The following is a 24,823-nucleotide window of genomic DNA, read 5'->3' as shown; positions in this document are numbered from 1 at the left end:
ATTCCACCGGCGCGGCGTGGCCGGGGGAAGCGGGGCGGCGGCCGGGCTAGCCGCGGAAGAGGCTGAGCAGGCCCTGCGGGGACTGGTTGGCGATGCCGAGCGCCTGGGTGCCGAGCTGCTGGCGGATCTGCAGCGCCTGGAGCTTCGCGCTTTCCTTGGCCAGGTCCGCGTCGATTAACGAGCCGAGGCCCGTCTCGAGCGCGTCCAGCTTTTCCTTGTTGTAGCTCATCTGGGCTTCCAGATAGGTGGAGTTCGAGCCGAAGGTGTTCAGCGCGGTGTTCACCGCGCTCATCTTCGTCACGAAGTCGCCGCTGGAGGCCAGGGCCGAAGCGGCGGCGGCGGCATCGGTCGGCGCTGCCGCCACGACGAGGGAGCTCGCCCCCTCGACGGCGGTCAGGGTATAGAGTGTTGCCTGCTCGTTGCGGGTGGTGGCGATGTCGCCGCCGCCTGAGGCGCTCGCGGTGGTGAGCAGCGTGCGCCCGTTATAGGTGGCGTCCGCGATGTAATTCTGCACCTGCGTACGCAGGGAGTCGTACTGCGCCTGGTACTGCGTGCGCTGAGACGAGGACAGCGTGCCGTCGGCGAGCTTCACCAGCACGCCGCGGATGTCCGTCATAGTGTCCGAGACCTTGTTCAGGCCGGCGAGGGTCGTGTCCAGAATGCCCTGGACGCTGCCCATCTGCTCATTGGCCGAGGTCAGGCCGGCGATATCGGCGCGGACGGCCTGGGCCACCGCGAAGGCCGCTCCGTCATCCTTGGCGTCCGACACGCGATAGCCGGTGGAGACGCGCTTTTGCGTCACCGCCAAAGCCTCATTGGTGCGGTTCAACGACTGCAGCGCGACCTGCGCGCCGATGTTCGTATTGACCGAATTTGTCGCCATCGGGGTCTTCCCTTCGCGTCGGCGGGTCGCCCGCCCTCGGGAAGACACTGAGCGAGAAGGATGAACCAATCGCTAACGGCAGCCGGGCCACGTATTTTTCCTGAAGCACGGGTCCCCAGGAATCAGAAAGGCCCCGGCACATGGCCGGGGCCCCTCATCAATCAGCAAGGGATGCGGCGATCAGCCGCCCTTGTACTGCACGGCCTGGCGGCCGCGCTGGCCGTCGCGCACGTCCAGCGCCACCTTCTGGCCCTGCTGCACGTCGGTCACGCCGGCGCGCTGCAGGACGGAGGAGTGCAGGAACACGTCCTGGCCGCCATCATCCGGGGTCACGAAGCCGAAGCCACGAACCTGGTCGAACCACTTCACCGTGCCGTTCACGGCATAGGTCGGGCCACCCTCGTCACGGCCGAAGTCGCGGCGCGGCGGACGGTCGCCACCGCCACCACCGAACTCGCGGCGCGGGGCGCCGAAGCCACCGCCCGGCGGGCCACCGAAGCCACCACCACCGGCGCCGCCGTCACGGCGCGGCGGCGGGTCGCCGAAGCCACCACCACCGCCGCCGAAGTCACGGCGCGGCGGACGGTCGCCGAAGCCACCACCACCCCCGCCGAAGTCACGGCGCGGCGGACGGTCGCCGAAGCCACCACCACCACCGCCGAAGTCACGGCGCGGCGGGCGGTCCCCGAAGCCACCGCCGCCACCAGCGCCGCCGCCGGGGCCGGGCTTCAGCTCAACGATGCGGGTGACCAGGCGACGCCCCTGGCGGTCGGTGCCGATCTCGCAGACGAGCTTGTCACCCGTATCGGCCGACTGGATGCCGGCCTCGGCCATTGCCGAAGCGTGGAAGAACACATCCTGACCGTCGGGCCCGAGCACGAAGCCGAAACCCTTACGGCCGTTGTACCACTTCACCTCGGCCTCTACGGGCCCGGTGCCACCCTGCGATTCATTCTCGGGGAACACTGTATCTCATTATCCGCAAACAGATCGGCCCGACGGGATGCAGGACCGGTATCCTCATGCTGGCACGGCCAAGCAAGGAATGCTAGCCGAATCGGCGGGGATCATAGGGCCTGAGGTCAATCCCGGGCTCGCCGCCGGCGGCCAGCGCCGCGGCGGCTTCCCCGCTGCGCGGGCCGGCCACCAGCCCCACATGGCCGTGGCCGAAAGCCAGCACGATATCGGGCGTCGCGGCGGCATGGCCGAGGCAGGGGAGCCCGTCCGGCATGGAGGGGCGGTGGCCCATCCAGAAGGCCAGCTTCTCCGGCGGCAGGTCTCGCGGCAGCTTCGGAAAGGCCCGGAGCAGGTGGTCCCGCAGGATTTCCGCCCGCTTCCAGTTGGGCGCCGCCGCCAGCCCGGCGATCTCCACCTGCCCCGAGGCGCGAAGCCCCGCGCGGGTGGCGGTGATGCCCATCTTCCCGTCCGACGGCATGATCGGGATGCGCGGCCCGGTCTGCGCCCCGAGGATCACGGCATGGTAGCCGCGCTCCGTCTCGAGCGGCACGCGCGAGCCGGCGGCGGCGGACAGGGGTTTGGAATGGGCGCCCGCCGCGATCACCGCGCGATCGGCCAGGATCTCTCCCTCCCCGGTCCGCACCGCCTTCAGCCGACCGCCCTCCAGCCGGAAGCCGGTGGCTTTGGCGCGGCGGAGCGTCGCACCCTCGGCGACGGCCCGGTCCACCAAGGCCGCCACATAGGCGCCGGGGTCCGTGCAGTGCCCGGCTTCCTCGAACAGCGCGCCGAAGCCGTAGCGCGGGTCGAGCTCAGGCTGGAGCTGGCGCATTTCCTCCGGCCCGATCTCCTTCCAGCGCAGGCCGACCGCCCGCCGGATACGGAAGCCCATCGCCTCGCGCTCGAACTCGGCGCGGGAGGGATAGACATACATCAGCCCGTCGCGCCGGATCAGCTCGCCGACGCCGGCCCGCTCGGCCAGGGCCCGGTGCAGGGCCGGAGCATCGGCCAGCAGGTTGTGAAGGGCCCGGGCGGTGGCCAGCACCCGCGCCTCGGTCCAGCCGGAGCGGAGATAGGCCCAGAGCCAGGGGAGAGCCCGCGGCAGGTAGGACCAGCGGATGGCCAGCGGGCCCAGGGGGTCGCGCAGGAAAGCCGGAACCTGCTTCCACAGGCCGGGAACGGCCGGTGGAATGACCGACATCACCGAAAGCCAGCAGCCATTGCCGTAGGAGGCGGCCTGCTCCCCGCCCGGCGGGCCGGGATCGAGGATGGTGACGCGAAGGCCCCGGTCCAGCGCCGCCAGGGCGGTGGCGGCGCCGATGATGCCGGCGCCGATGACGACGAGATGCGCGCCGCCGGGCGTGGGCTCAGCCCGCATCCAGGACGGCGCGCTTGGCCATCACCGTGACGAGATGGGCGCGGTATTCCGCGCTGCCATGGATGTCCCCGTTCAGCGTGTCCGGAGACTGGCGGATGCCGGCCACGGCGTCCGCAGACCAGTTGGCGGCCAGCGCGGCTTCCATCTCCGCCTGGCGGAACACGCCGGGCCCAGCCCCGTTCACCGCCACCCGCACGCCCATGGGCCCGCGCGCGACGAAGACGCCGGTCATGACATAGCGGGAGGCGGGGTTCCGCATCTTGGCGTAGCCGGCCTTCTCCGGCACCGGGAACTCGATGGCGGTCAGCAGCTCGCCGGGCTCCAGCGCCGTGGCGAACATGCCCTGGAAGTAGTCATCCGCCCCGATGCGGCGCCGGCTGGTGACGAAGGTGGCTCCCAGGCCCAGTGCGGCGGCGGGGTAGTCGGCCGCTGGGTCGTTGTTCGCGAGCGATCCACCCATGGTGCCGCGATTGCGGACCTGGGTGTCGCCCAGGTTGCCGGCCATGCGGGCCAGCGCCGGAATGGCGGCCGCGACCGTCGGATCCCGGCTGATCTCGGCATGGCGGGACATCGCACCGATCACGATCCGGTCCCCCTCCCGCCGGATGCCGCGGAGCTCGGCGATTCCGGAGAGGTCCACCAGGGCCGAGGGGCGGTCCAGCCGGTGCTTCAGCGCGGGGAGGATCGTTTGGCCGCCCGAGATGGGGCGGGCATCGGGATCGGCCAGGAGGGCGACGGCCTCGGAGAGGCTGCTCGGCTTGTGGAAGGCGAAATCATACATCGGGATCAGGCCTCCGGATCACGCTTCGGCGGGCGCCAGCGTCTCGCGGCGGCCATGGATGACCTCCTGCGCCGCGGCGATCGCCTTGACGATGTTGTGGTAGCCCGTGCAGCGGCAGAGATTGCCCTCGAGCCCTTCCCGGATTTCATGCTCGGACATGCCGTCCGGGTGCTTCTTCACCAGGTCGATGGCCGACATGACCATGCCCGGCGTGCAGAAGCCGCATTGCAGGGCGTGGTATTCGCGGAAGGCCTCCTGCATCGGGTGCAGCGTGCCGTCCGGCGCGGCAAGCCCCTCGATGGTCGTCACGGCGCTGCCATCCGCCTGCACGGCCAGAATGGTGCAGGACTTCACGCTTTCGCCATCCACATGCACGACGCAGGCGCCGCACTGGCTCGTGTCGCAGCCCACATGGGTACCGGTGAGGCGGAGCTTCTCGCGCAGCAGCTCCACCAGAAGGGTGCGGCCCTCCACCTCCACGCTGTGGGGCTGGCCGTTCACCGTCAGGCTCACACTCGGCATGGTCACCTCCCCGCGCAATCCACGGCACGGAACCTCGCGCGGCGCCCCCGACGCGTCAAGCGACGCCCCTCAGATGAGGGGCGACGCATCCGCCGAAAGCGGGTTCTGTTCCGGCGGGAGGTCGTGCAGGTGGCAGGCCGCCGTATGCGCCGGGCTGGTCGGCTTCAGCAGCGGTTCGTCCACCCGGCAGCGGTCGAAGACATAGGGGCAGCGCGTGTGGAAGCGGCAGCCGCTGGGCGGGTTGATCGGGCTCGGCACGTCGCCCTTGAGGATGATGCGCTGGCGCGCGGCCCCGGGCTGCGGCACCGGCACGGCCGAGAGCAGCGCCTGGGTATAGGGGTGCTTCGGCGCGGCGAAGAGGCTGCGGCGCGGCGCCACCTCCACGATCTTGCCGAGATACATCACGGCTACCCGGTGGGTCATGTGCTCGACGATCGCCAGGTCGTGGCTGATGAAGAGCAGGGCGAGTCCGAGCTCCTTCTGCAGGTCCTGCAGCAGGTTGACGATCTGCGCCTTCACCGAGACGTCGAGGGCCGAGACGGCCTCGTCGCAGATGATGAGGTCCGGCTCGGCCGCGAGCGCGCGGGCGATGCCGATGCGCTGGCGCTGGCCGCCGGAGAATTCATGCGGCCAGCGGGTGATGGCATCGCGCGGCAGGCGCACGGTGTCCATCAGCTCCGCGAGTCGGCGGTCCAGGTCGGCATTGTTCTTGGCGAGGCCGAAATTGCGGATCGGCTCCGCCAGGATGTCCTTCACCCGCATGCGCGGGTTCAGGCTGCTGAACGGGTCCTGGAAGACCACCTGCACGCGGCGCCGCATGGGGCGCAGAGTGGATTGCGGCAGGGTGTCGATCCGCGTCCCATCCAGCACCACCTGGCCGGCGGTGATGTCGAACAGGCGCAGCACGGCCTTCCCGACCGTGGACTTGCCGCAGCCCGATTCGCCCACCAGCGACAGGGTCTCGCCCTTCGCGATCTCGAAGGAGATTCCGTCCACGGCATAGACATGACCCGTGACGCCGCCGAGCAGGCCGCCGCGCAGGGGGAAGTGCTTCTTCAGGTCGTCGACCTGAAGGATCGGCTTGGGAGGGGTGAGCGTGGCACTCATGCCGCCAGCAGCTCCTTCTCGGCATAATGGCAGGCGGCGACGTGGTTCGGCGCCTTGGGCTCCAGCGCAGGGGCCACGGCGCGGCAGAGATCAGTCACCTTGGGGCAGCGCCCGGCGAAGACGCAGCCGTCGATCCGCTGCTTGAGGCTGGGCACCAGGCCCGGAATCTCGGCCAGCCGCTCGGTCGAGCCATCGAGCGAGGAGCCGAGCTTCGGCACGGCGCCAAGGAGCCCCTGGGTATAGGGGTGCTTGGGGTCGTTGAAGAGCTCCTTCACCGGGGCCTCCTCAACCTTGCGGCCGGCATACATGACGATCACCCGCTCCGCGACCTCGGCCACCACGCCGAGGTCATGGGTGATGAGCACGATGGCCGCCCCGACCCGGTGCTTCAGGTCGCGCATCAGGTCCAGTATCTGGGCCTGGATGGTCACGTCCAGCGCGGTGGTCGGCTCGTCCGCGATCAGCAGCTTCGGATTGCAGGCCAGCGCCATCGCGATCATCACGCGCTGGCGCATGCCGCCGGAGAGCTGGTGCGGGTATTCCTTCACCCGCCGCTCCGGCGCCGGGATGCCGACGAGCTTCAGCATCTCCACCGCCTTCGCCTCGGCCTGCTGCGCGTTCAGCCCCTGGTGCAGGCGGAGCGTCTCGCCGATCTGCCGCCCGACCGTGAGGACGGGGTTCAGCGAGGTCATCGGCTCCTGGAAGATCATGGAGACGTCGTTGCCGCGAATGGCCCGCATCTCCTTGTCCGAGAGCTTCAGCAGGTCGCGCCCGTTGAAGACGATCTCGCCCGCGATCTTGCCCGGAGGCTCCGGGATGAGGCGCAGGATGGACATGGAGGTGACCGACTTGCCGCAGCCGGATTCCCCCACGATGGCCACGGTCTCGCCCGCGTTCACATGGAAGGAGAGCCCATCCACCGCGCGGTTGATGCCATCCGGCGTCCGGAAGTGGGTCTGCAGGTTGCGGACGTCGAGAAGAGGGGTTTCAGCCATGGTCAGACCCTCTTCGCCATGCGGGGATCGAGCGCGTCGCGCAGGCCGTCGCCGAGGAGGTTCACGGCGAGCACGGTGAGCGACAGGAAGATGGCGGGGAAGAAGACGATATAGGGCTTCACCTGCCAGAGCGCCCTCCCCTCCGCCATGATGTTCCCCCAGGAGGGGATGATGGGCGGCGTGCCGGCGCCGATGAAGGAGAGGATGCTCTCCGCGATCATCGCGCTGGCGCAGATATAGGTCGCCTGCACCGTGAGTGGCGCGAGCGTGTTGGGCAGGATGTGGCGGAAGATGATGCGAGGCGTGGTGGTGCCCGAGGCGACCGCCGCATCCACATAGGGCTGCTCACGGAGCGAGAGCACGACGCCGCGCACGAGGCGCGAGACGCGCGGCACCTCGGCGATGGTGATGGCCAGGATCACGTTGCCCACGCTGCCGCGGGTCAGCGCCATGAGGGCGATGGCCAGCAGGATGGAGGGGATGGACATCAGCCCGTCCATGATCCGCATGACGATGGCATCGGCCCAACGGATGAAGCCCGAGGTGAGGCCGATGGTCAGCCCGATGAGCGAGGAGAAGAAGGCGACCGAGAAGCCGACGGTCAGGGACACGCGCGCGCCGTAGAGCACGCGGGAGTAGACGTCCCGGCCCAGCATGTCCGTGCCGAACCAGTACATGGCCGAGGGTTCCCGCGTGCGCCGGGCGGGGGCGAGCGCGGTGGGGTCGGTCGTCCAGAGCAGCGGCGCGAAGATCGCGATTGCGATGATCAGCAGCATCAGCCCGCCGCCGATCGCGATGGTCGGGTTGCGGCGAAGAAAGCCAATGAAGCCCTTCCGGGCCTTCACGGGCGGCATGATGTCCGGCAGCGGCGCCGCGGCGGCGACATCGCCGGGCCCGAGGCGGCCCGGCTGGAGGGTGGTGGTGCTCAATACCGGATCCTCGGATCGAACAGGGTGTAGAGGAGATCGATCAGCAGGTTCACCAGGACGTAGACGAAGGAGAAGAGAAGGATCACGCCCTGGATCACCGGGTAGTCGCGGCGGAGGATGGCATCCACCGTCAGCCGGCCGAGGCCGGGAATGGCGAAGACGCTCTCGGTGACGACCGCGCCGCCGATCAGGAGCGCGACGCCGATGCCGACGACCGTGACGATGGGCACCGCCGCGTTCTTGAGCGCGTGCAGGAAGAGGATGCCCGACTGCCCCACGCCCTTGGCCCGCGCGGTGCGGATGTAATCCTGCTGCAGCACCTCCAGCATGGTGGCGCGGGTGATGCGGGCGATGAGGGCGATATAGACGCCGCCCAGCGCGACGGCCGGCAGGATCAGGTTCTGGAACCAGGGCCACATCCCGCGCGAGAAGGGCGTGTAGCCCTGCACCGGGAGCCAATCGAGCTCCAGCGCAAAGACATAGGCCAGCAGGTAGCCGACGACGAAGACCGGCACGGAGAAGCCGAGAACGGCGAAGCCCATCACGGCCCGGTCGATCCAGGTGCCCTGCTTCCAGGCCGCGACCACGCCCATCGGCACGGCGATGCCGATGGCGAGGAAGAGCGTGATGACCATGAGCGAGAGCGTCGGCTCGATCCGCTGCGCAATCATGGTGCTGACCGGCAGGTTGGTGAAGATCGAGGTCCCGAGATCGCCCCGGACGATGTTCCACACCCATTCGCCGAAGCGGACGAGATAGGGCCTGTCGAGGCCCAGGCTCGCCCGGATGCGCTCGACATCCTGGGGCGTGGCCTGGTCGCCCGCGATCACCGCCGCCGGATCGCCCGGAGAGATGTAGAGAAGGCTGAAGACGAAGAGGGCCACCACCGCCATGACGGGGATGGTGGCGACGATTCGGCGGATGGCGTAGGCGAACATCCTGATACCCTAGCTCTTGGAGACGCCCCAGAAGAAGGGCAGCGGCCCCTTCACGATGCCGGACACGTTGCGGCGCCAGGCGGTGTAGAAGGAGAAGAAGCCCGTCGGGGCAAAGATGACATGGTCCATCGCCGCCTTGTTCAGCGCGGCCATGGCGGCCTTTTCCTGCTCGACGGTGGTGGCGGCGAACCAGGCGTCGCGCTTGGCCTCCACCTCGTCGCTCTTCGGCCAGCCGAACCAGGCGCCGTCGCCATTGGCGCGGATGGCGGTGTACGCGGCCGGGTTAATGCAGTCCGCGCCCGCATGCCAGGAGAAGAAGATGTTCCAGCCGCCCTGGCTGGGCGGGTTCTTCATCGCGCGACGGCTGCCCACCGTGCCCCAGTCGGTCGCGACATAGTCCACGTTCATGCCGATCTTGCGCATGGCCTCGGCGGTCACGTCGCCCTGGGCCTTGGTGATCGGCTGGTCCTGGGCGACCAGCATCACGACGGGCTCGCCCTTGTAGCCGCTCTCGGCCAGCAGCCGCTTGGCGGCATCGTAGTTGCGAGGGCCCTTGAGCAGGTCGCCGCCCTCCTCCGAGTAGATCGGCGTGCCGGGGGTGAAGAAGCTCGGCAGGCGCTTCCACATGCTCTCGTCGTCGCCGGCGAGCGCACGCATCACGTCGGCCTGGTCGATCGCCATCAGAACGGCCTTGCGGGCGCGCACGTCGTTGAAGGGCGCGTGCAGGTGGTTCATGCGGAAAGTGCCGATGTTGCCCAGCGGATCGGCGACGTCGGCCTGGATGTTCCGGTTGCGGCGGAGCAGCGGCATCAGGTCGCTGATCGGGTTCTCCCACCAGTCCACCTCGCCGTTCTGCAGGGCGGCGGCGGCGGTGGCGGGGTCGGGCATCACCACCCATTCCACCCGCTCCACCATCGCCCGCTTGCCGCCGGCGAGCCAGGAGGCGGGCTCGCTCCGGGGCTGGTAGTCCGCGAACTTCTCGAACACGGCCTTGGCGCCCGGCACCCATTCGTTGCGCACGAAGCGGAAGGGGCCGGAACCGACATATTCGGTGATCTGCTGGAAGGGATCGGTGCGGGCGATCCGCTCCGGCATGATGAAGGAGCAAGGGCTGTTGTTCTTGCCCAGCGCCAGCAGCATCTTGGGATAGGGTGCCTTCAGCGACCAGCGGAAGGTCCGGTCATCCACCGCGGCCAGCTCGTTCTGGATAGCCAGGATCATCTGACCCATCGGATCGCGCACCGCCCAGCGCTTGAGGCTGGCGACCGCATCCTTGGCGAGGACCGGGGCGCCATCGTGGAACTTCAGGCCGGAGCGGAGGCGGAACGTCCAGGTGAGGCCGTCGGAGGAGACCTCCTCGCTCTCGACCATCTGGCGCTGCGGCTGAAGCTGGGCGTCCACGCCATAGAGCGTGTCCCACACCATCGCCGCCGCGTTGCGGACGACATATTGCGTGCCCCAGATCGGGTCGAAATTGGCGAGATTGGCCTGCGGCACGAAGCGCAGCGTGCGCGCATCGGCCCCCTGCGACAGGGCCGGTGCCGAAAGCCCGGCGGCAGCCAGGCCCGTGCCAGCGATCAGGAAGGAACGACGATCCATCTCAAGCCCCCAAACGGGCCGGCCTTCGCCGTGCCCCGATCCCTGTCCGGCGCAGCCTGCCGGAAAAACCCGGCCCACGCCACCATGGCGCGGGCCCTTGCACGACGCGTGCCATGCCTAGTTCTTGGCGATGTTCCAGAAGACCGTGGCCGGCGCGCGGAACACCCCCGTGACGTTCCGCCGCCAGGCGCTGGGCTGCCAGTAGAAGCCCAGCGGCACATAGGGCAGCACCTCCATCGCCCGCGCGTTGAGGGCGGCGCCGATCCGCGTGCTCTCGGCCTCGTCCTTCGCGTCCAGCCACTGGGCCCGCAGCGTCTCGATCTGCTCGTCCTGCGGCCAGCCGAACCAGGCATTCGGCCCGTTCGCGCGCAGGAAGAGATGGATGGTGGGCACGCCGAGATCGCTGCCCGAGGAGGTGGTGTGCACCACGCTCCAGCCGCCGCGCTCGACCGGCTCCTTGCTCGCCCGGCGCTGCACCACCGTGCCCCAGTCGGCCGAGATCACCTCCACATTCAGCCCGATCCGCGTCATCAGGTCGGCGGTGACGAGGGAGAGGGCGTTGATCTGCGGGTAGTCGCTGGGCGCGATGAGCACCACCTTCTCGCCCGCATAGCCGGACTCCCGGAGCGCCGCCTTGGCCCGGTCCAGGTTCCGGGTCTTGAGGATCTCGCTCCCCCGCTCGCTCGCCAGGCTGGTGCCGCAGGTGAACACCCCTTCGCAGGTGCCCCAGCCCTTGGGGTCATCCCCCGCCACGGCGCGGAGGTAGTCGCGTTGGTCCACCGCCATGGCCACCGCGCGACGCACCGCCAGGTTGTTGAAGGGCGGATGGAGATGGTTGAAGCGCAGCACCCCATAAGTGCCTTCCAGCAGCCGCTGCTCCACCACCAGGTCCCGCGAGCGGCGCAGTACCGGCAGCAGGTCATGCAGCGGGTATTCCCAGTAGTCCTGCTCCCCATTCACCATGGCCGAGGCCGCGGTGGATGCGTCGCTGATCACGGTCCAGACGATCCGGTCGAGCCGCGGCATGCGGCCGCCGGCGAGCCCGTTCGGCTCCTCCTGGCGGGGCTGGTAGGCGTCGAACTTCTGCCAGACCGCAGTCTGGCCCGGATTCCACTCCCCCGCCACGAAACGGAAGGGGCCGGAGCCCGTGGCGTCGCGCACCTGCTGGAAGGGATCGGTGACGGCGAGGCGCTCGGGCATGACGAAGCAGGGGTTCTGGCTCTTGCCGATGGCGAGCGCCAGGAAGGGGAAAGGCTTCTTCAGCCGGAAGCGGAAACGCCGGTCGTCCAGCGCCGCGAGCTCGTCCGTCTGCGCGGCGAGCGCCTGGCCGAAGACGTCGCGCACCATCCAGCGCTTGAGGCTCGCCACGCAATCCTGCGCGCGCACCGCCTCGTTGTCATGGAACCTCAGCCCGCTGCGGAGGGTGAAGACCCATTCCCGGCCGTCCTGGCCGATCTCCCATCCCTCGGCCATCTGCGGCCGCGGGGTGTTGGTGGAATCGACGGCGCAGATCTGGTCGTAGACAAGATAGGCGTGGTTGCGGGTGACGACGGCGGTCGTCCAGACCGGATCCAGGCTCGTGAGATTGGCCTGGGGCACCACGCGCAAGGTGCGCGCGGCGCTGCCCTGCGCCAGGCCGGGCCTGGGCAGTTGCATTGCGGCAGCCGCCGCAACCAATCCCGTAAAGGTGTCGCGGCGGCGTAGCATCGGTCTTTCTCCTCAGGCCCGCTTGATGTTCCAGAACATGGCGAACCCCGCCACGCGGTCCCTCAGGTCCTTCCGGATGCCGGTGAGGGATTTGTAGGCGCCGACCGGGATGTAGGGCAGCTCGTCCAGAGCCACGCGCTGCATCTGCTCGGCGATGCGCTTCTGGTCGGCCGGGTTGGGGGCCACGAACCACTCGTCGCGCAGCGTCTCCAGCTGCGGGATGTTGGGCCAGCCCGGCCAGGCATTGGTGCCGTTGCCGCGCAGCGGGAAATGCGCGGAGGGATCGACGAAGTCGAAGGACGAGAAGGAGGTAAGGATCATGCTCCAGCCGCCCTTGTCCACCGGCTCCCGGCTCGTCCGCCGCTGCACCGTGGTGCCCCAGTCCGTCAGAACGATATCCGCGTTGAAGCCGAGCCGTCGCACGAGGTCGGCGCAGACCTGCGTCATCGCCGAGGGGGCGAGGATGTCGGTGGGCCCGACCAGACGCATGGGCTGATTGGTGTAGCCGGCCTCGCGCATCAGCGCCTTCGCGCGGTCCAGGCTCCGCGGCCCCTTCAGCGGCTCCATCCCCACATCGCTCGCCAGCGGCGTGCCGGGGGTGAAGACGCCGGCCATCTCCCACAGGCCCGGCTCGGTGCCGACGATGGCCTGCATGAAATCGGCCTGGTCGATGGCGGGCAGCAGGGCCTGGCGCATCTTCTTGTCGCTGAAGGGGGCGTGCAGGTGATTGAAGCGCAGGATACCGATCAGCGGCAGCGGGTCGATCGCTTCGACCGAAAGCGCGCGGTTGCGACGGATCAGCTGCTGGATCTCGGGCGGGGGCTGCTCGAACCAGTCGATCTCGCCGGCCTGGAGCGCGGCCGCGGAGGTCGAGGCATCGGTGATGATGTGCCACTCGACCCGGTCGAAATGGACGACCTTCGGCCCGGCGGTGAGGCTGGGCGAGCCGACCGTCGTCGGGACGTAATCCGAGTTGCGCTCATAGACCACACGGCTGCCGGAGTTGAACTCGTCGGCCTTGAAGCGGAACGGCCCGCTGCCGACGGATTCCCGCACCTGCTGGAAGGCATCGGTCTGGGCGATGCGCTCCGGCATGATGAAGGCCGGGCTGTTGCTCACCTGGGCCAGGGCGGGCAGGAGGAAGGGGAAAGGCCGCTTCAGCCGGAACTGCAGGCGGCGGTCGTCGAGCGCGGACAACTCGTCCACGAATTCCGCCAGCTTCTGGCCGGAGGGCGAGCGTCGCATCCAGCGCTTGAGGCTCTGCACGGCATCGGCCGCGCGCACGGGCTGGCCGTCATGGAACTTCGGCCCCTGGCGGAGCGTGATGATGACCCGCTTGCCATCATCCTCCACCACATGGCCTTCAGCCAGCTGCGGCTGCGGCCGGAACTGGGAGTCCATGCCGTAGAGGTTGTCATAGACCATGTACCCGTGGTTGCGGGTGATGTTTGCGGTGGTCCAGATCGGGTCCAGGCTGGTCAGGTTGGCCTGGGGTACCATCTTCAGCACGCGCTGCCCGGCGGGCTGCGCGAGCGCTGGCATGGCGGGCGCGAACGCCGCAGCGCCCGCGGCCCCCATGAGGTGGCGGCGTCGAATCATCCGTCCTGCTCCCAAACGTTACCGTTATGTGAGCAGCATGCGGGACGCCGGGGCAAGCCCGGCGTCCCGGAAATGATCAGGCGGTCTTCTGCACGCTCCAGAACATCGGGAAGCCCTTAGGCACGCCCGAGATGTTCCGGCGATAGGCGGTGGCCTGGAAATACTGGCCCAGCGGGAGGTAGGGCACCTCCTGGAAGGCGAGCTGCTGAATCTCCTGCGCCACCTTCTTCTGCGCGTCCAGGTCCGGCGCGTCGAACCAGGCGTTCCGCAGCTCCTCCATGCGCGGCATGGTGGGCCAGCCGAACCAGGCTTGCTGGCCATTGCCGCGCAGGCTCTGGCTGACGCCGGGGTTGATCATGTCCAGCCCGGCCCAGAAGGTGAAGAACATGCTCCAGCCGCCCCGCTCCACCGGCTCCCGGCTCGCGCGGCGCTGCACCACGCTGCCCCAGTCGGTGGAGACGAACTCCACGTTCATGCCCGCCTTCGTCAGCATGTCATTGCCGACCTGCGCCAGCGCGTTGAGCGAGGGGAAGTCGGAGGCGGCGATCAGCACCACCTTCTCGCCCTTGTAGCCGGCGACGGCGAGGTCCCGCTTCACCTTCTCCATGTCGCGCGGGCTGTTGAGGGCCTCCATGCCCGCTTCGTTGGCCAGCGGCGTGCCCGGCGGAAAGAAGCCGTTGCCGTCCTTCCAGAGGGAGCGGTCCGTGCCAATGACGGAGGTCATGTAGTCGCCCTGCACCACGGCGCCGAGCAGGGCGCGACGGATGGCCGGGTTGTTGAAGGGCGGGTGCAGGTGGTTGAAGCGGGCGATAGCGCAAAGCCCGGTCGGGTCCGGGATCTCCATCACCACGTTCCGGTTGCGGCGCAGCGTCGGCTGCAGGTCGGCTGTCGGCTGCTCCCACCAGTCCATCTCGCCATTGGCGAGAGCGTTGGCGGCGGTGGAGGCATCGGGGATGACGTGCCACTCGATGCGATCCAGGTTCACCCGCTTGGGCCCGGCGGTCCAGCTGGCCGTCCCCTCGGCCCGCGGCACGTAGTCTGCGAAGCGCTCATACACCGCACGGGACCCCGGCACCCGCTCGTCGGCCTTCCAGCGGAAGGGACCGCTGCCGATCATCTCGCGGATCGGCTGGTTCGGGTCGGTCTGGGCGATGCGCTCGGGCATCATGAAGCAGACTGGCGTGCTGGGCTTGCCCAGCGCCGAGAACAGCATGGGGAAGGGCTGCTTCAGGCGGAAGACGATGCTCCGGTCGTCCGGCGCCTCCAGCGCGTCGGTCCGCGCCATCAGCACCTGGCCCAGCGCGTCGCGCGCCGCCCAGCGGCGGATGGAGGCGATGCAGTCCTTGGCCGTCACGGCCGCGCCGTCATGCCACTTCAGCCCCTGTCGCAGGGTGATGGTGACGCGCTTGCCGTCCTCCTCGACCTTGTGGCCCTCGGCCATCTGCGGCTGCGGGTTGAAGTCCTCGTCGAAGCCGTACAGCGTATCCCAGATCAGGTAGCCGTGGTGGCGCGTGACATAGGCGGTCGTGATGATCGGGTCCGTGACCGTCACGTCCGACTGGGGGATGAACTTCAGCACCCGCGCCCCGGCCGGCTGTGCCAGGGCGGGAGCTGCGAGGCCGAGGGGGCCGGTGCCGGCTAGGGCAAGGCCGGCGCCGCCGGCGAGGAAGCGACGTCGATCCGTGGGCATGCGCTCTCTCGATCCTTCGGGGAGGAAGGCGGAGAGGCAAGCGCAGCCGGGCCGTCCGCGCAAGCCCCGCCCTTCACGGAGCCGTGCCCAGCCGCTAGAGGGGCGGTCATGCTCCCCTCCGTCCCGCTGGACCGGATCCTGCCGCCGCAGCACCGGGCCCTGGCCGCCGAGTTCCTCCGCTTCGGGGTGGTCGGTGCGGCCGGATTCGCGGTGGATACGGCCGTGCTCTACGCCGCCCTTGGCCTGGGCGCGGGCCTCTATGGCGGGCGGGTGCTTTCCTATCTCGCGGCGGCCACCGCCACCTGGGCGATGAACCGGGCCTGGACCTTCCGCGCGGCGGCGGGGCCCCGGGGGCGGGCGGCCATGGGCCGGCAATGGGCCCTGTTCCTGCTGGTCAACCTCGTGGGATTCGCGATGAACTATGGCGCCTATGCCCTGCTCGTCGGCAACCTTCCCCTGGCCGCGGCCCATCCCGTGCTGGGGGTCGCGGCGGGCGCCCTGGCCGGCATGGGCGGCAATTTCCTCCTCTCCCGCCGATATGTGTTCCAGAACCGATGAGCTATCCCAAGGTCGCCGTCCTGATCCCCTGCCATAACGAGGAGGTGGCGATCGGCGGGGTCGTCGCCGGCTTCCGGGCCGCCCTGCCGGATGCCGCCATTTACGTCTACGACAACAACTCGACCGACCGGACACGCGAGGCCGCCGCCGCGGCCGGCGCAGTGGTCCGCTCCGAGCCGCAGCAGGGCAAGGGCAATGTCGTGCGCCGCATGTTCGCGGATGTGGAGGCGGACGCCTATCTCCTGGTTGACGGCGACGGCACCTATGACTCCACGGACGCCCCGGCGATGCTCCGGGCCCTCATGGAGGAGCGGCTGGACATGGTCACGGGCGTGCGCGTGACCGATGCCCAGGGCGCCTACCGCCCCGGGCACCGGCTGGGCAACCAGCTGCTGACCGGCGTGGTGCGGCACGTCTTCGGCAACCGCGTCACGGACATGCTCTCGGGCTATCGCTGCTTCTCCCGGCGCTTCGTGAAGTCTTTCCCAGCCCTGGCGAAGGGGTTCGAGACCGAAACCGAGTTCACCGTCCACGCGCTGGAGCTGCGGATGCCCGTGGGCGAGCTGCGCACCGCCTATAGCGAGCGCCCGGCCGGTTCGGAATCGAAGCTCCGCACCTATCACGACGGCTTCCGGATCCTGCGGATGATCCTTGCCCTGGTGCAGCGCGAGCGGCCGCGCCTGTTCTTCGGGCTGGTCGCGCTGGCCCTGTTCCTCATCGCGGCCGGGCTCTTCGCGCCGGTGCTGGAAACGTACCTGCAGAGCGGGCTGGTGCCCCGCCTCCCGACTTTCGTCGCTTCCGCGATGATGATGATGCTCTCCTTCCTCGCACTCGCCTGCGGGTTGATTCTCGACACCGTCACCCGTGGGCGGATCGAGGCGAAGCGCATCGCCTACCTCGCCCAGCCCGCCCCCGGCTCTCGCCCCTGAGCTGTGCCGGGGGCCGCCGCGGGATCGGCGACGGATCGATTTATACCCGATAATTCATAGACCGCTCGCGAAGCTGTGCTAACGGAGGCGCCGAGGGCGGCGGGCTACGAAGGGCGTGGCCGGGGGGCGCCCGGGGAGTTGATCCGATGGCCTTGTCTCCGCCACGGCTGAACGCGTTGCAAACGGCCCTGGCCACCTGCCGCACCCAGTTCGGTGCCGTGGGCCTGTTCAGCCTGGTCGTGAACCTGCTGCAGCTGACCGTTTCGCTTTACATGATGCAGGTCTTCGATCGGGTGCTCGCCACCCGGAGCCTGGACACGCTGCTCTGGCTGACCGTGGTCGCGATCTCGGCCATCGGGCTCCTGGCGCTGCTGGACGGCGTGCGCTCCCAGGTCATGCAGCGCATCGCCATCTGGGTGGAGGGGCGCGTGGCGCCGGAGGGCTTCGCGCGCGCGCTGGAGGCCACGCTCCGCAACCGCCCCTACCGGATGGAGGTGCTGCGCGACCTCGGAACCTGCCGCGCCTGGCTCTCGGGCCCGGGCGCCCTCGCCCTCTATGACGTGCCCTGGGTGCCGGTTTACCTCTTCGTCATCTACCTGCTGAACCCGCTCCTCTTCCTGATCGCCACCGGCGGTGCCGTGATCCTCTTCGGCCTGGCCCTGGCCAGCGAGCTGGCGACGGCCGCGCCGCTCCGCCGGGCCAACCTCGCCGCCATTTCCACCCAGAAGCGGGCCGACGCCATTTCGCGCAATGCGGAGGCGGCCGATGCCATGGGCATGGTCCCTGCCCTGCTCCGCCTCTGGCGTGACGGCGTGGCCGAGGCGGCCCCGCTCCAGCAGAAGGCGGCCGACCGCGCCGCCATCCTCTCCGCCCTGACCAAGTTCGTGCGCCTGGCCGTGCAGATCGCGGTGCTCGGCGTCGGCGCCTGGCTCACCCTGCGCCAGGAGATGACCTCCGGCGCGGCGATCGCGGGCTCCATCATCATGGGCCGTGCCCTGGCGCCGGTGGAGCAGCTGATCGGCGGCTGGAAGGGGCTGGTGCAGGTGCGTCAGGCCTATCGCCGCCTGCTCGCCTTCCTCGCCCAGCCCCGGCTGCGGCCGGAGGCCGAGCCCCTGCCCATCCCCAAGGGCCGCCTGACGGCCGAGCGCCTGAGCTGGGCGCCGCCCGGGCAGGCCGCCGCCGTGATCAAGGGCGTCAGCTTCGCGCTGGAGCCGGGGGAGAGCCTGGGGGTGATCGGTCCCTCGGGCTCCGGCAAGACGACCCTTCTGCGCCTGCTGGTGGGTACCCTCGCCCCCGTTAGCGGCAACGCGCGTCTCGACGGCGCCGACCTCGCCACCTGGCCGCGCGAGGATCTGGGCCGGCATATCGGCTACCTGCCCCAGGACGTGGAGCTGTTCGAGGGCACGGTGTTCCGCAACATCGCACGGCTCCAGCCCGAGCCCGCGCCCGAGGCGGTGCACCGCGCCGCCCAGCTCGCCGGCTGCCACGAGGCCATCCTCCGCCTGCCCCAGGGCTACGAGACCGAGGTGGCGGAGGGCGCCCTTTCCGGCGGGCAGCGCCAGATGGTGGGCCTGGCCCGCGCCCTCTATGGCGACCCGCGCCTCGTCATCCTGGATGAGCCGGACAGCAGCCTGGACGGCGATGCCGAGGCCCGCTTCCTCGATGGGCTGGCGGGGCTGAAGGCGATCGGCGCCACCGTCGTGCTGGTCAGCCACCGCCCCTCCCTCATCCGCGGCGTGGACAAGGTGCTGGTGATGCGTGACGGCGCCGCGGAGCTGTTTGGCCCTCGCGCCGAGGTGCTGGCCCGGCTTTCCGCCCGGCCGATCCCGCCCAACCTTCCCAATCCTCCGGGCCAGCCGCCCAAGAACCTTCCCGGGGTCGCCGCATGAGCCTCGCCACCCTCTCCCCCACCTCCGTCCCGGCGCTGCCCGCGGGCTATGCCCCGGCCGGCGAACGTCCGCTGCTGGTGTTGGACATGCCGCGCCCGCGCACCCGCGGTGCCGTGGCGCTCGGCCTCGCCGCCCTGCTCACCTTCGTCGGCGGCTTCACGGCCTTCTCGGTGCTCGTCCCGCTCAGCGAGGCCGCCATCGCGCCGGGCGTGATCAAGGCCGAGGGCAGCCGCCGCACCATCGCCCATCTCGAGGGCGGCATCGTCAGCGAGATCCTGGTGCGTGATGGCGACGCGGTGAAGGCGGGCCAGCCCCTGCTGCGGCTGGACGACGTGCAGGCAGCCACCGGCCGCGAGGCCGCCCGCGCCCAGCGCTGGGCCCTTCTCGCCCAGGACAGCCGGATCGCCGCCGAGATCGCGGGCGCGCAGGCTATCGCCTTCCCCCCCGACCTCCTCGCCGCCACCGACTCCCGGGCGCGCGAGGCGATGGACGGCCAGCGCGTCCTCTTCGCCTCCCGTCAGGCGAGCCTGCGCAGCCAGCTCCAGGTGCTGGAATCCCGCATCCTGCAGTTCCAGGCCCTCGCCAGCTCCGCCGAGGCGCAGATCGCCAGCCAGCGCCGGCAGCTCGAGCTCCTCCAGCGGGAGGAAAGCGACGTGCAGGGGCTGGTGCGCCAGGGGCTGGAGCGCCAGCCGCGCCTCTATGCCCTGCAGCGCCAGGTCCATGCCGCCAATGGCACCATCTCCGACCTCGTCGCGCAGATCGAGCGGGCGCGGGCCCAGGTGGCGGAGGCGCAGTTCCAGATCCGCCAGGTGATGGACCAGCGCCTGCAGGAGGCCTCGACCGAAAGCCGCGATGTCCGGGCGAAGCTGAACGACGCGGAGGAGAAGCTGCGCGCGGCCAACGACGTCTCGGCCCGGCGCGAGATCCTGGCGCCCGAGGACGGCACGGTGCTGAACAGCCGCTTCTTCAACACCGGCGCCGTGGTCCGCCCCGGCGAGGCGGTGATGGAGCTGGTCCCGGCGCGCGACAAGCTGATCGCCGAGGTCCGGGTGGCGCCGACCGATATCGACATGGTGCATCCCGGCCTGCTGGCCGAGGTGCGGCTCCCCGCCTTCAAGCAGCGCCTCGTCCCCTTCATCAACGGCGAGGTGACGGTGGTCGCCGGCGACGTGACCACGGAGGAGCGGACGATGCACGAATACTACCGCGTCCGCATAAACATCGATGACGGCGAGCTGAACCGCCTGGAAGGCGTGCAGCTCCGCGCCGGCATGCCCGTGGAGGCGCAGATCCAGGTCGGCGAGCGCTCCTTCCTGCGCTACATGATCCAGCCGCTGCTCGACAGCTTCCACCGCGCCTTCCGCGAGCAATAGGACCGAGATGGCCGATCTTCCCACCCTCTTCGCCGACGGCGTCGTCGAGGCCACCGTCCGCCACGGCGTCGCCCGCCTGAAGCTGGCCGTGCAGGACGGCAAGGGCACGCCAGTGCCGACCGGGCTCCTGGTCGTCCCGCTCACCCAGCTCCCCGCCGTCGCCGGCGCCCTCACCCGCCTCCTGCGCGAGGTGGAGGCGAAGGCGCGTGAGACCCAGCCGGGGCAAGCCGCGCCGGAGCCGGCCGAGCCGCCGGCGGCCTTCCGCTTCCAGGGCTGACGCGGTTGCCGACGGGCCTTTGTTCTGGGGTGTCTGTCTGTCCCGGGGAGAGGAAGAACGAATTCTTCCTCTCCCCGGCCCCCTCACCATCATCTTCTTTTTCGAGTTTGGAATCGCGGGGCTGACGGTGCGCCTCGGGTCATGGACCCGAGGCGACTGCGAAGGCAGGAAAAGCACCCGCTCACCAGAGACCCCTTCGATCAGGGTATCCACGGCAGTCAGACGGGGTTCCAAGGGCCTCAGGCCCTTGGCGGGTGGAGGGCAGGGCCCTCCCCGGCATGCCCCAAAGACGAAAGCCTGAGCCCTGGCGGGACGGGCGGCGGCGGGGGAGAATGGCGCATCATGCGCAGCCTTTCCCGCCTTTCCCGCCTTGCCCTTCTCACTGTCCTGCTGGCCGGCCCGGCCGCGGCGCAGCCGTCCAGCCAGTGGGCTGCGGCGCCCGGCCCGGCTGTTGGGCCGGCCCGCAGCATTGGTGGTACCTCGCTTGGCTGCATCCAGGGGGCGGAGATGCTGCCGCCCGAGGGTCCGGGTTGGCAGGCGGTGCGCCTTTCGCGCAACCGCAACTGGGGACATCCCGTGCTCATCGCCACGATCCGCGAGCTGGCCGGGCGGGCGCGGCGGGCGGGGCTGCCAGACTTATGGATCGGCGACCTCGGCCAGCCCCGTGGCGGCCCGCTGCCATTTGGCCATGCAAGTCACCAGATAGGGCTCGATGTCGATGTCTGGCTGGATCTTTCCCCCAAGTCGCTTCGGTCGGCTTCGGCGCGGGAATCCCTCCCCGAGCAATCGCTGGTGCTGCCGGACCAGTCGGAGGCCGATCCCCGCCTCTTCACCCCCGCGCATGCGCGGCTGATCCGCATGGCCGCCGAACTGCCCGGGGTCGATCGCATCTTCGTCAATCACGGCATCAAGCGCAGCCTGTGCGCCACCCATGCCGGCGAGCCCTGGATGCGGCTCGTGCGGCCCTGGCGCGGACATGACAGCCACATGCACATCCGCCTGCGCTGCCCATCCGGGAGCCCGGACTGCCGGGACCAGCCGCCTGTCCCTGCCGGGGATGGCTGCGACGCCGGCCTGGCCTGGTGGCTCTCGCCGGAGGCGCGGAACCCGCCCCGCACCGCTGCCCCGCCCGGTCCGCCGCCCCGGCTTCCGGCGGCCTGCCCCGCTATTCTCTCCGCGCGCTGAGGCGGAGGGGCCCCCTACCCCCAGGCGCGGAAGGCATCCGCGACCCGGCGCAGGCCTTCGGGTGCGACGAGGATGACGTCGAAGCGCATCCCCGCCCCGCCATGGCCGGGATTCCCGGCGAGCCAGGCCTCCGCTGCGGCCATGATCCGCGCCTGCTGGCGGGCGGATAGGGAGAAGGCCGCCTCGGCGAGCTTCGCCCGGGCCTTGACCTCCACGAAGGCGAGAAGCCCCTCGCGTTCCGCCACGATGTCCAGCTCGCCGGAAGGCGTGCGGACGCGCCGGGCGAGCACCGTCCAGCCGCGGGCCTCCAGGGCCGCGGCGGCACGTGCCTCGGCGTCCTGTCCCAGGCGCTCCGCGGCCCGGCGGGCCTGCTCCTTGGCTTGCGGGTCCATGCTGCCAGGATAGCCGCTGAATTACCGGAGTCGGCCATGCGCCTCATCATAGCCGCCCTGTTGCTCCTCGGTGCCCTGCCCGCCCTCGCCCAGACGCCTGCCGTCGCGCAGCGGCATATGGTGGCGGCGGCGCATCCGATCGCGGCGGAGGCAGGGCTGGAGGTGCTCCGCCGGGGAGGTGGCGCGGTGGACGCCGCCGTGGCGATCCAGGCGGTGCTGACCCTCGTGGAACCGCAATCCAGCGGCATCGGCGGCGGTGCGCTGCTGCTGCATTGGGATGGCGCTGCCGGCGCGGTCACGGCCTTCGACGGCCGGGAGGCCGCCCCGGCCGGCGCGCAGCCCGACCTCTTCCTCCGCCCCGACGGCACGCCCCTGCCCTTCTATGACGCGGTCCTCTCCGGCCGCAGCGTCGGCGTGCCCGGCGCCGTGGCCATGCTGGAGATGGCCCATCGCCGCCACGGCAAGCTGCCCTGGGATTCCCTCTGGCAGCGGGCCATCGAGCTCTCCGAGGAGGGATTCCCTGTCTCCGCGCGGCTGGCCGAGGCCATTGCCTCCGATGCGGCGCGCCTCGCGCGGCACCCGAGCACGCGCGAGTATTTCCTGCGCGGCGGCGACCGTCCGTTGCAGGCTGGTGAGCGGCTGCAGAATCCCGCACTGGCCGAGACCTTCCGCCTGGTCGCCAGGGAGGGTGCCGCGGCGCTGCTGCGCGGCGGGATTGCCTCGACCATCGCCAGCGCGGTGCGCGGCCACGGAGAGGGCGGGCTCATGACGGTGGACGATCTCGCCGTCTATTCCGCCAAGGAACGCCAGCCCCTCTGCTACCCCTACCGCGCCTTCCGGATCTGCGGCTTCCCACCCCCGTCCTCCGGCGGCGTGGCCGTGGGGCAGATCCTCGGGGTGCTGGAGCATTTCGACATGCCGCACCTCGATCCGCGCGGACCGCAAGCCGCGCATCTCCTCGCCGAAGCGGGGCGCCTCGCCTTCGCGGACCGGGCGCAATACCTGGCCGATTCCGATTTCGTCCCGGTGCCGGTGCGTGGCCTTCTCGACCCGACCTACCTAACCCTGCGCGCCCAACTCGTCGCCCCGGGCCGCGCGATCGCCGAGCCACGCGCCGGCAATCCACGCTGGCGCGAGACACGGCGCCACGCGCCCATGCCGGAGGCCGTGGAGAACGGCACAAGCCATGTCTCGGTCGTCGATTCCGCCGGCAATGCCGTCTCCATGACGACAACGGTGGAAGATGCCTTCGGCGCCCGGCTGATGGTCGCCGGCTTCATCCTCAACAACGAGCTGACCGATTTCTCCTTCCGGCCGGACCTCGAGGGCCGGCCCATCGCCAACCGGGTCCAGGGCGGCAAGCGGCCGCGCTCCTCCATGTCCCCGAGCCTGGTCCTCGATTCCGGGGGCAAGCTCCTGGCCGTGCTCGGCTCGCCCGGAGGGTCCCGGATCATCGGCTATGTGGCCCAGGCCCTGGTTGGGATGCTCGACTGGAACCTCTCGCCGCAGGACGCGGTCTCCCTGCCGCATGTCGGCACGGTCGGCGGGGCCGTGGAACTGGAGGAGGGAAGCTCGGCCGCGGAACTGGCCGCGGCGCTCCAGGCCCGGGGGCAGCGGGTGGAGATCCGGCCGATGGTCTCCGGCCTCCAGGCGATCAGGCTCACGGCCGCCGGGCTGGTCGGCGGCGCCGATCCACGGCGGGAGGGTGTTGCGGTCGGTGACTGACCCTAACTCCCCCGCACGCCGCGCGCTATGCGCCCATCCCTGGAGAACTCCCATGCGCCGCACCGCCCTCGCCCTGCTCGCCGCCACCGCCCTCGCCGGCCCTGCCGCCGCGGCCGACGAGACGGCTCAGATCGGCTATGTGAACACCGCCATGACCAATATGGGCCTGACCCGGAGCCACCGCGTGGTGGTGGAGCGTTTCGATGACCCCGAGGTGCGCAACGTGGCCTGCTACATCAGCCAGGCCCGTACCGGCGGCATCTCGGGAATGGTGGGGGTGGCCGAGGACCCGGCGCGATTCGCCCTCTCCTGCACCGCCACTGGTCCGGTGGAGATCCTGCCCGGCGCCGCCCGGGGGGAGCGGGGCGAGGTGGTGCATGAAAGCTCCACGAGCCTGTTCTTCAAGGAAACCCGCGTGCACCGCTTCATCGACGAACAGCGGGGCGCCGTCGTGTATCTGGCCTGGTCCACCAGGCTGGTGGAAGGATCGCCCTTCAGCGCCGTGGCGGTGGTGCCCACGGCGCGCTGAAGGAGACGTCGATGTTCAGGCCGGTGCCGGACGAGCGCGCGGTGATGGTGCAATCCGCCGACCCGGTGAACTACTTCGAGATGCTGCGGCTGACGGCCCGGCCGAACCGCGACTTCTGCCGGCGCCGCAAGGTCCGATATGCCTGCGTTCAGGCGGTTCTCTACGGCTTCCACCCCTGGCAGGCCTGCTACAATCGCATCCTCTTCCTGCACGACCTGGTGGCGCAGGGATACGGGGGCTGGTTCCTGCACCTGGATGCCGATGCCTATGTGCATGACCGCCGCTTCGACATCGCCACCTATCTCGACACCCATGCCGACCGCTCCTTCATCATCGCCCGGGGCAGCGGGCCGGAGCCCTGGAACGTCAATGACGGCGTGTTCTTCGCGAATTGCGCGCATCCCGACACCCAGCGGATCGCGCGGCTTTGGATGGAGGGGCTGGACGCTTTGCCACTGGAGCGCCTGCGCGCGGCGGTCGAGTGGGTGGACCAGCCGGACGACCAAAGGCTGCTGCATGCGGTGCTGCGGCGGCAGCCGGCGCTCACCGACGCCTTCCACTATGAAAGCGCCGCCCTCATCAACTCGCCCGAGGCCAGCTTCACGCGCCAGGTGCTGCGCGCGGCGGAGCGCGACCCGGCGCAGCGGGTTCGCCGGATCGCGCGCGACGTGGCGCAGTCGCTCCGGCGCAGCGGCGAGCCGCCGGATCTCCTTCTCCCCTCCCTGGCCGCGGCGCTGAAGGTGCCAGCCCCGGATATCGATGCGATGGGAGAGGCGGCGGCAGAGCCGGAGGCCCTCGTTGCCGCGCTGCGGCAGCTCGTCGCGCAATGGGAGCAGCGGCAGGCGAGGCAGGCCGAGGCCGCGCCGACCGCCTGAGGCAGGTCA

The 24,823-nt window shown here is 70.2% G+C and carries 23 protein-coding genes; 9 read left to right on the top strand and 14 right to left on the bottom strand.

Translation table 11 applies throughout. From position 1 onward, the window contains the following. Nucleotides 1–46 precede the first annotated feature (46 nt). From BUB97_RS13020 to BUB97_RS12960, 13 genes are all read right to left on the bottom strand, one after another. Nucleotides 47–883, bottom strand: coding sequence for a flagellin (locus BUB97_RS13020; RefSeq protein ID WP_073135386.1), 837 nt, complete (start codon nucleotides 881–883; stop codon nucleotides 47–49). A 180-nt stretch (nucleotides 884–1,063) separates the two neighbouring features. Beyond that, nucleotides 1,064–1,849 (bottom strand): cold-shock protein, encoded by a 786-nt coding sequence (locus tag BUB97_RS13015; protein ID WP_073135385.1) that lies wholly within the window; start codon nucleotides 1,847–1,849, stop codon nucleotides 1,064–1,066. 82 nt (nucleotides 1,850–1,931) lie between these two features. Continuing rightward, nucleotides 1,932–3,215 (bottom strand): NAD(P)/FAD-dependent oxidoreductase, encoded by a 1,284-nt coding sequence (locus tag BUB97_RS13010; protein ID WP_073135383.1) that lies wholly within the window; start codon nucleotides 3,213–3,215, stop codon nucleotides 1,932–1,934. Further along, the gene (locus BUB97_RS13005) at nucleotides 3,205–3,996 is read right to left on the bottom strand and encodes an FAD binding domain-containing protein (RefSeq protein ID WP_073135381.1); all 792 of its coding nucleotides are present in this window, start codon (nucleotides 3,994–3,996) and stop codon (nucleotides 3,205–3,207) included. The genes BUB97_RS13010 and BUB97_RS13005 overlap by 11 nt, the downstream gene beginning before the upstream one ends. 18 nt (nucleotides 3,997–4,014) lie before the next feature. After that, the gene (locus tag BUB97_RS13000) at nucleotides 4,015–4,518 is read right to left on the bottom strand and encodes a (2Fe-2S)-binding protein (protein WP_073135380.1); all 504 of its coding nucleotides are present in this window, start codon (nucleotides 4,516–4,518) and stop codon (nucleotides 4,015–4,017) included. Nucleotides 4,519–4,587: 69 nt separating this feature from the next. After that, nucleotides 4,588–5,625, bottom strand: a complete 1,038-nt coding sequence (locus BUB97_RS12995) for an ABC transporter ATP-binding protein (protein WP_073135378.1) — start codon at nucleotides 5,623–5,625, stop codon at nucleotides 4,588–4,590. After that, nucleotides 5,622–6,620: an ABC transporter ATP-binding protein gene (locus tag BUB97_RS12990; protein WP_073135376.1), complete on the bottom strand. Its 999-nt coding sequence runs from the start codon at nucleotides 6,618–6,620 to the stop codon at nucleotides 5,622–5,624. The genes BUB97_RS12995 and BUB97_RS12990 overlap by 4 nt, the downstream gene beginning before the upstream one ends. Nucleotides 6,621–6,622: 2 nt before the next feature. Then, nucleotides 6,623–7,549, bottom strand: a complete 927-nt coding sequence (locus BUB97_RS12985; protein ID WP_073135375.1) for an ABC transporter permease — start codon at nucleotides 7,547–7,549, stop codon at nucleotides 6,623–6,625. Beyond that, complete coding sequence (locus tag BUB97_RS12980; protein WP_073135373.1) at nucleotides 7,546–8,487, bottom strand: ABC transporter permease; 942 nt, start codon at nucleotides 8,485–8,487, stop codon at nucleotides 7,546–7,548. Before BUB97_RS12980 ends, BUB97_RS12985 begins: the two co-directional genes overlap by 4 nt. Nucleotides 8,488–8,496: 9 nt before the next feature. Continuing rightward, nucleotides 8,497–10,086: an ABC transporter substrate-binding protein gene (locus BUB97_RS12975; RefSeq protein ID WP_073135371.1), complete on the bottom strand. Its 1,590-nt coding sequence runs from the start codon at nucleotides 10,084–10,086 to the stop codon at nucleotides 8,497–8,499. 117 nt (nucleotides 10,087–10,203) lie between these two features. Beyond that, complete coding sequence (locus tag BUB97_RS12970; RefSeq protein ID WP_245818293.1) at nucleotides 10,204–11,742, bottom strand: ABC transporter substrate-binding protein; 1,539 nt, start codon at nucleotides 11,740–11,742, stop codon at nucleotides 10,204–10,206. 63 nt (nucleotides 11,743–11,805) lie between these two features. Then, a complete protein-coding gene (locus tag BUB97_RS12965) occupies nucleotides 11,806–13,392 on the bottom strand; it encodes an ABC transporter substrate-binding protein (protein ID WP_073135365.1) in 1,587 nt (528 codons plus the stop codon). Between the two features lie 76 nt (nucleotides 13,393–13,468). Further along, nucleotides 13,469–15,082 carry an ABC transporter substrate-binding protein gene (locus BUB97_RS12960; protein ID WP_073135363.1) on the bottom strand — a complete coding sequence of 538 codons (1,614 nt, stop codon included), beginning with the start codon at nucleotides 15,080–15,082 and terminating at the stop codon, nucleotides 13,469–13,471. 108 nt (nucleotides 15,083–15,190) lie between these two features. Between BUB97_RS12960 and BUB97_RS12955 the strand changes: the two genes are divergently transcribed. From BUB97_RS12955 to mepA, 6 genes are all read left to right on the top strand, one after another. After that, nucleotides 15,191–15,640: a GtrA family protein gene (locus tag BUB97_RS12955; protein ID WP_073135361.1), complete on the top strand. Its 450-nt coding sequence runs from the start codon at nucleotides 15,191–15,193 to the stop codon at nucleotides 15,638–15,640. After that, nucleotides 15,637–16,569, top strand: a complete 933-nt coding sequence (locus BUB97_RS12950; RefSeq protein ID WP_073135359.1) for a glycosyltransferase — start codon at nucleotides 15,637–15,639, stop codon at nucleotides 16,567–16,569. The genes BUB97_RS12955 and BUB97_RS12950 overlap by 4 nt, the downstream gene beginning before the upstream one ends. Nucleotides 16,570–16,715: 146 nt before the next feature. Then, on the top strand, nucleotides 16,716–18,458 hold the full coding sequence (locus tag BUB97_RS12945; protein ID WP_073135356.1) for a type I secretion system permease/ATPase: 1,743 nt from the start codon (nucleotides 16,716–16,718) through the stop codon (nucleotides 18,456–18,458). Then, nucleotides 18,455–19,831, top strand: coding sequence for an HlyD family type I secretion periplasmic adaptor subunit (locus BUB97_RS12940; RefSeq protein WP_073135354.1), 1,377 nt, complete (start codon nucleotides 18,455–18,457; stop codon nucleotides 19,829–19,831). Before BUB97_RS12945 ends, BUB97_RS12940 begins: the two co-directional genes overlap by 4 nt. 7 nt (nucleotides 19,832–19,838) lie before the next feature. Further along, the gene (locus tag BUB97_RS12935; protein ID WP_073135352.1) at nucleotides 19,839–20,108 is read left to right on the top strand and encodes a hypothetical protein; all 270 of its coding nucleotides are present in this window, start codon (nucleotides 19,839–19,841) and stop codon (nucleotides 20,106–20,108) included. Between the two features lie 342 nt (nucleotides 20,109–20,450). Next, nucleotides 20,451–21,293 carry a penicillin-insensitive murein endopeptidase gene (gene mepA, locus BUB97_RS12930; protein WP_073135351.1) on the top strand — a complete coding sequence of 281 codons (843 nt, stop codon included), beginning with the start codon at nucleotides 20,451–20,453 and terminating at the stop codon, nucleotides 21,291–21,293. Between the two features lie 14 nt (nucleotides 21,294–21,307). On the opposite strand, the gene BUB97_RS12925 is transcribed toward mepA, so the two are convergent. After that, nucleotides 21,308–21,685, bottom strand: coding sequence for a YraN family protein (locus BUB97_RS12925; RefSeq protein ID WP_073135349.1), 378 nt, complete (start codon nucleotides 21,683–21,685; stop codon nucleotides 21,308–21,310). A gap of 36 nt (nucleotides 21,686–21,721) precedes the next feature. On the opposite strand from BUB97_RS12925, the gene ggt reads away from it, so the two are divergent. The 3 genes from ggt to BUB97_RS12910 are packed head-to-tail and all read left to right on the top strand — an operon-like array spanning nucleotide 21,722 to nucleotide 24,814. Beyond that, a complete protein-coding gene (gene ggt / locus BUB97_RS12920; protein ID WP_073135347.1) occupies nucleotides 21,722–23,410 on the top strand; it encodes a gamma-glutamyltransferase in 1,689 nt (562 codons plus the stop codon). A gap of 52 nt (nucleotides 23,411–23,462) precedes the next feature. Further along, complete coding sequence (locus BUB97_RS12915; RefSeq protein ID WP_073135346.1) at nucleotides 23,463–23,939, top strand: CreA family protein; 477 nt, start codon at nucleotides 23,463–23,465, stop codon at nucleotides 23,937–23,939. Nucleotides 23,940–23,950: 11 nt separating this feature from the next. After that, a complete protein-coding gene (locus tag BUB97_RS12910) occupies nucleotides 23,951–24,814 on the top strand; it encodes a hypothetical protein (protein ID WP_073135344.1) in 864 nt (287 codons plus the stop codon). Nucleotides 24,815–24,823: the final 9 nt, after the last annotated feature.

It is taken from the genome of Muricoccus roseus, assembly GCF_900141905.1.
Taxonomy (GTDB): Bacteria; Pseudomonadota; Alphaproteobacteria; order Acetobacterales; family Acetobacteraceae; genus Roseomonas; species Roseomonas rosea.
The sequence above is the reverse complement of the archived record's forward strand: the minus strand, read 5'-3'. Positions and strand labels throughout refer to the sequence as shown.

Bases quoted from the DNA above. Each gene is read 5' to 3' on its own strand.
- BUB97_RS13020 (WP_073135386.1), bottom strand. From the start codon at position 883: ATGGCGACAAATTCGGTCAATACGAACATCGGCGCGCAGGTCGCGCTG.
- BUB97_RS13010 (WP_073135383.1), bottom strand. From the start codon at position 3,215: ATGCGGGCTGAGCCCACGCCCGGCGGCGCGCATCTCGTCGTCATCGGC.
- BUB97_RS13005 (WP_073135381.1), bottom strand. From the start codon at position 3,996: ATGTATGATTTCGCCTTCCACAAGCCGAGCAGCCTCTCCGAGGCCGTC.
- BUB97_RS13000 (WP_073135380.1), bottom strand. From the start codon at position 4,518: ATGCCGAGTGTGAGCCTGACGGTGAACGGCCAGCCCCACAGCGTGGAG.
- BUB97_RS12995 (WP_073135378.1), bottom strand. From the start codon at position 5,625: ATGAGTGCCACGCTCACCCCTCCCAAGCCGATCCTTCAGGTCGACGAC.
- BUB97_RS12990 (WP_073135376.1), bottom strand. From the start codon at position 6,620: ATGGCTGAAACCCCTCTTCTCGACGTCCGCAACCTGCAGACCCACTTC.
- BUB97_RS12980 (WP_073135373.1), bottom strand. From the start codon at position 8,487: ATGTTCGCCTACGCCATCCGCCGAATCGTCGCCACCATCCCCGTCATG.
- BUB97_RS12975 (WP_073135371.1), bottom strand. From the start codon at position 10,086: ATGGATCGTCGTTCCTTCCTGATCGCTGGCACGGGCCTGGCTGCCGCC.
- BUB97_RS12970 (WP_245818293.1), bottom strand. From the start codon at position 11,742: ATGCAACTGCCCAGGCCCGGCCTGGCGCAGGGCAGCGCCGCGCGCACC.
- BUB97_RS12965 (WP_073135365.1), bottom strand. From the start codon at position 13,392: ATGATTCGACGCCGCCACCTCATGGGGGCCGCGGGCGCTGCGGCGTTC.
- BUB97_RS12960 (WP_073135363.1), bottom strand. From the start codon at position 15,082: ATGCCCACGGATCGACGTCGCTTCCTCGCCGGCGGCGCCGGCCTTGCC.
- BUB97_RS12955 (WP_073135361.1), top strand. From the start codon at position 15,191: ATGCTCCCCTCCGTCCCGCTGGACCGGATCCTGCCGCCGCAGCACCGG.
- BUB97_RS12950 (WP_073135359.1), top strand. From the start codon at position 15,637: ATGAGCTATCCCAAGGTCGCCGTCCTGATCCCCTGCCATAACGAGGAG.
- BUB97_RS12945 (WP_073135356.1), top strand. From the start codon at position 16,716: ATGGCCTTGTCTCCGCCACGGCTGAACGCGTTGCAAACGGCCCTGGCC.
- BUB97_RS12940 (WP_073135354.1), top strand. From the start codon at position 18,455: ATGAGCCTCGCCACCCTCTCCCCCACCTCCGTCCCGGCGCTGCCCGCG.
- BUB97_RS12935 (WP_073135352.1), top strand. From the start codon at position 19,839: ATGGCCGATCTTCCCACCCTCTTCGCCGACGGCGTCGTCGAGGCCACC.
- mepA (WP_073135351.1), top strand. From the start codon at position 20,451: ATGCGCAGCCTTTCCCGCCTTTCCCGCCTTGCCCTTCTCACTGTCCTG.
- BUB97_RS12925 (WP_073135349.1), bottom strand. From the start codon at position 21,685: ATGGACCCGCAAGCCAAGGAGCAGGCCCGCCGGGCCGCGGAGCGCCTG.
- ggt (WP_073135347.1), top strand. From the start codon at position 21,722: ATGCGCCTCATCATAGCCGCCCTGTTGCTCCTCGGTGCCCTGCCCGCC.
- BUB97_RS12915 (WP_073135346.1), top strand. From the start codon at position 23,463: ATGCGCCGCACCGCCCTCGCCCTGCTCGCCGCCACCGCCCTCGCCGGC.
- BUB97_RS12910 (WP_073135344.1), top strand. From the start codon at position 23,951: ATGTTCAGGCCGGTGCCGGACGAGCGCGCGGTGATGGTGCAATCCGCC.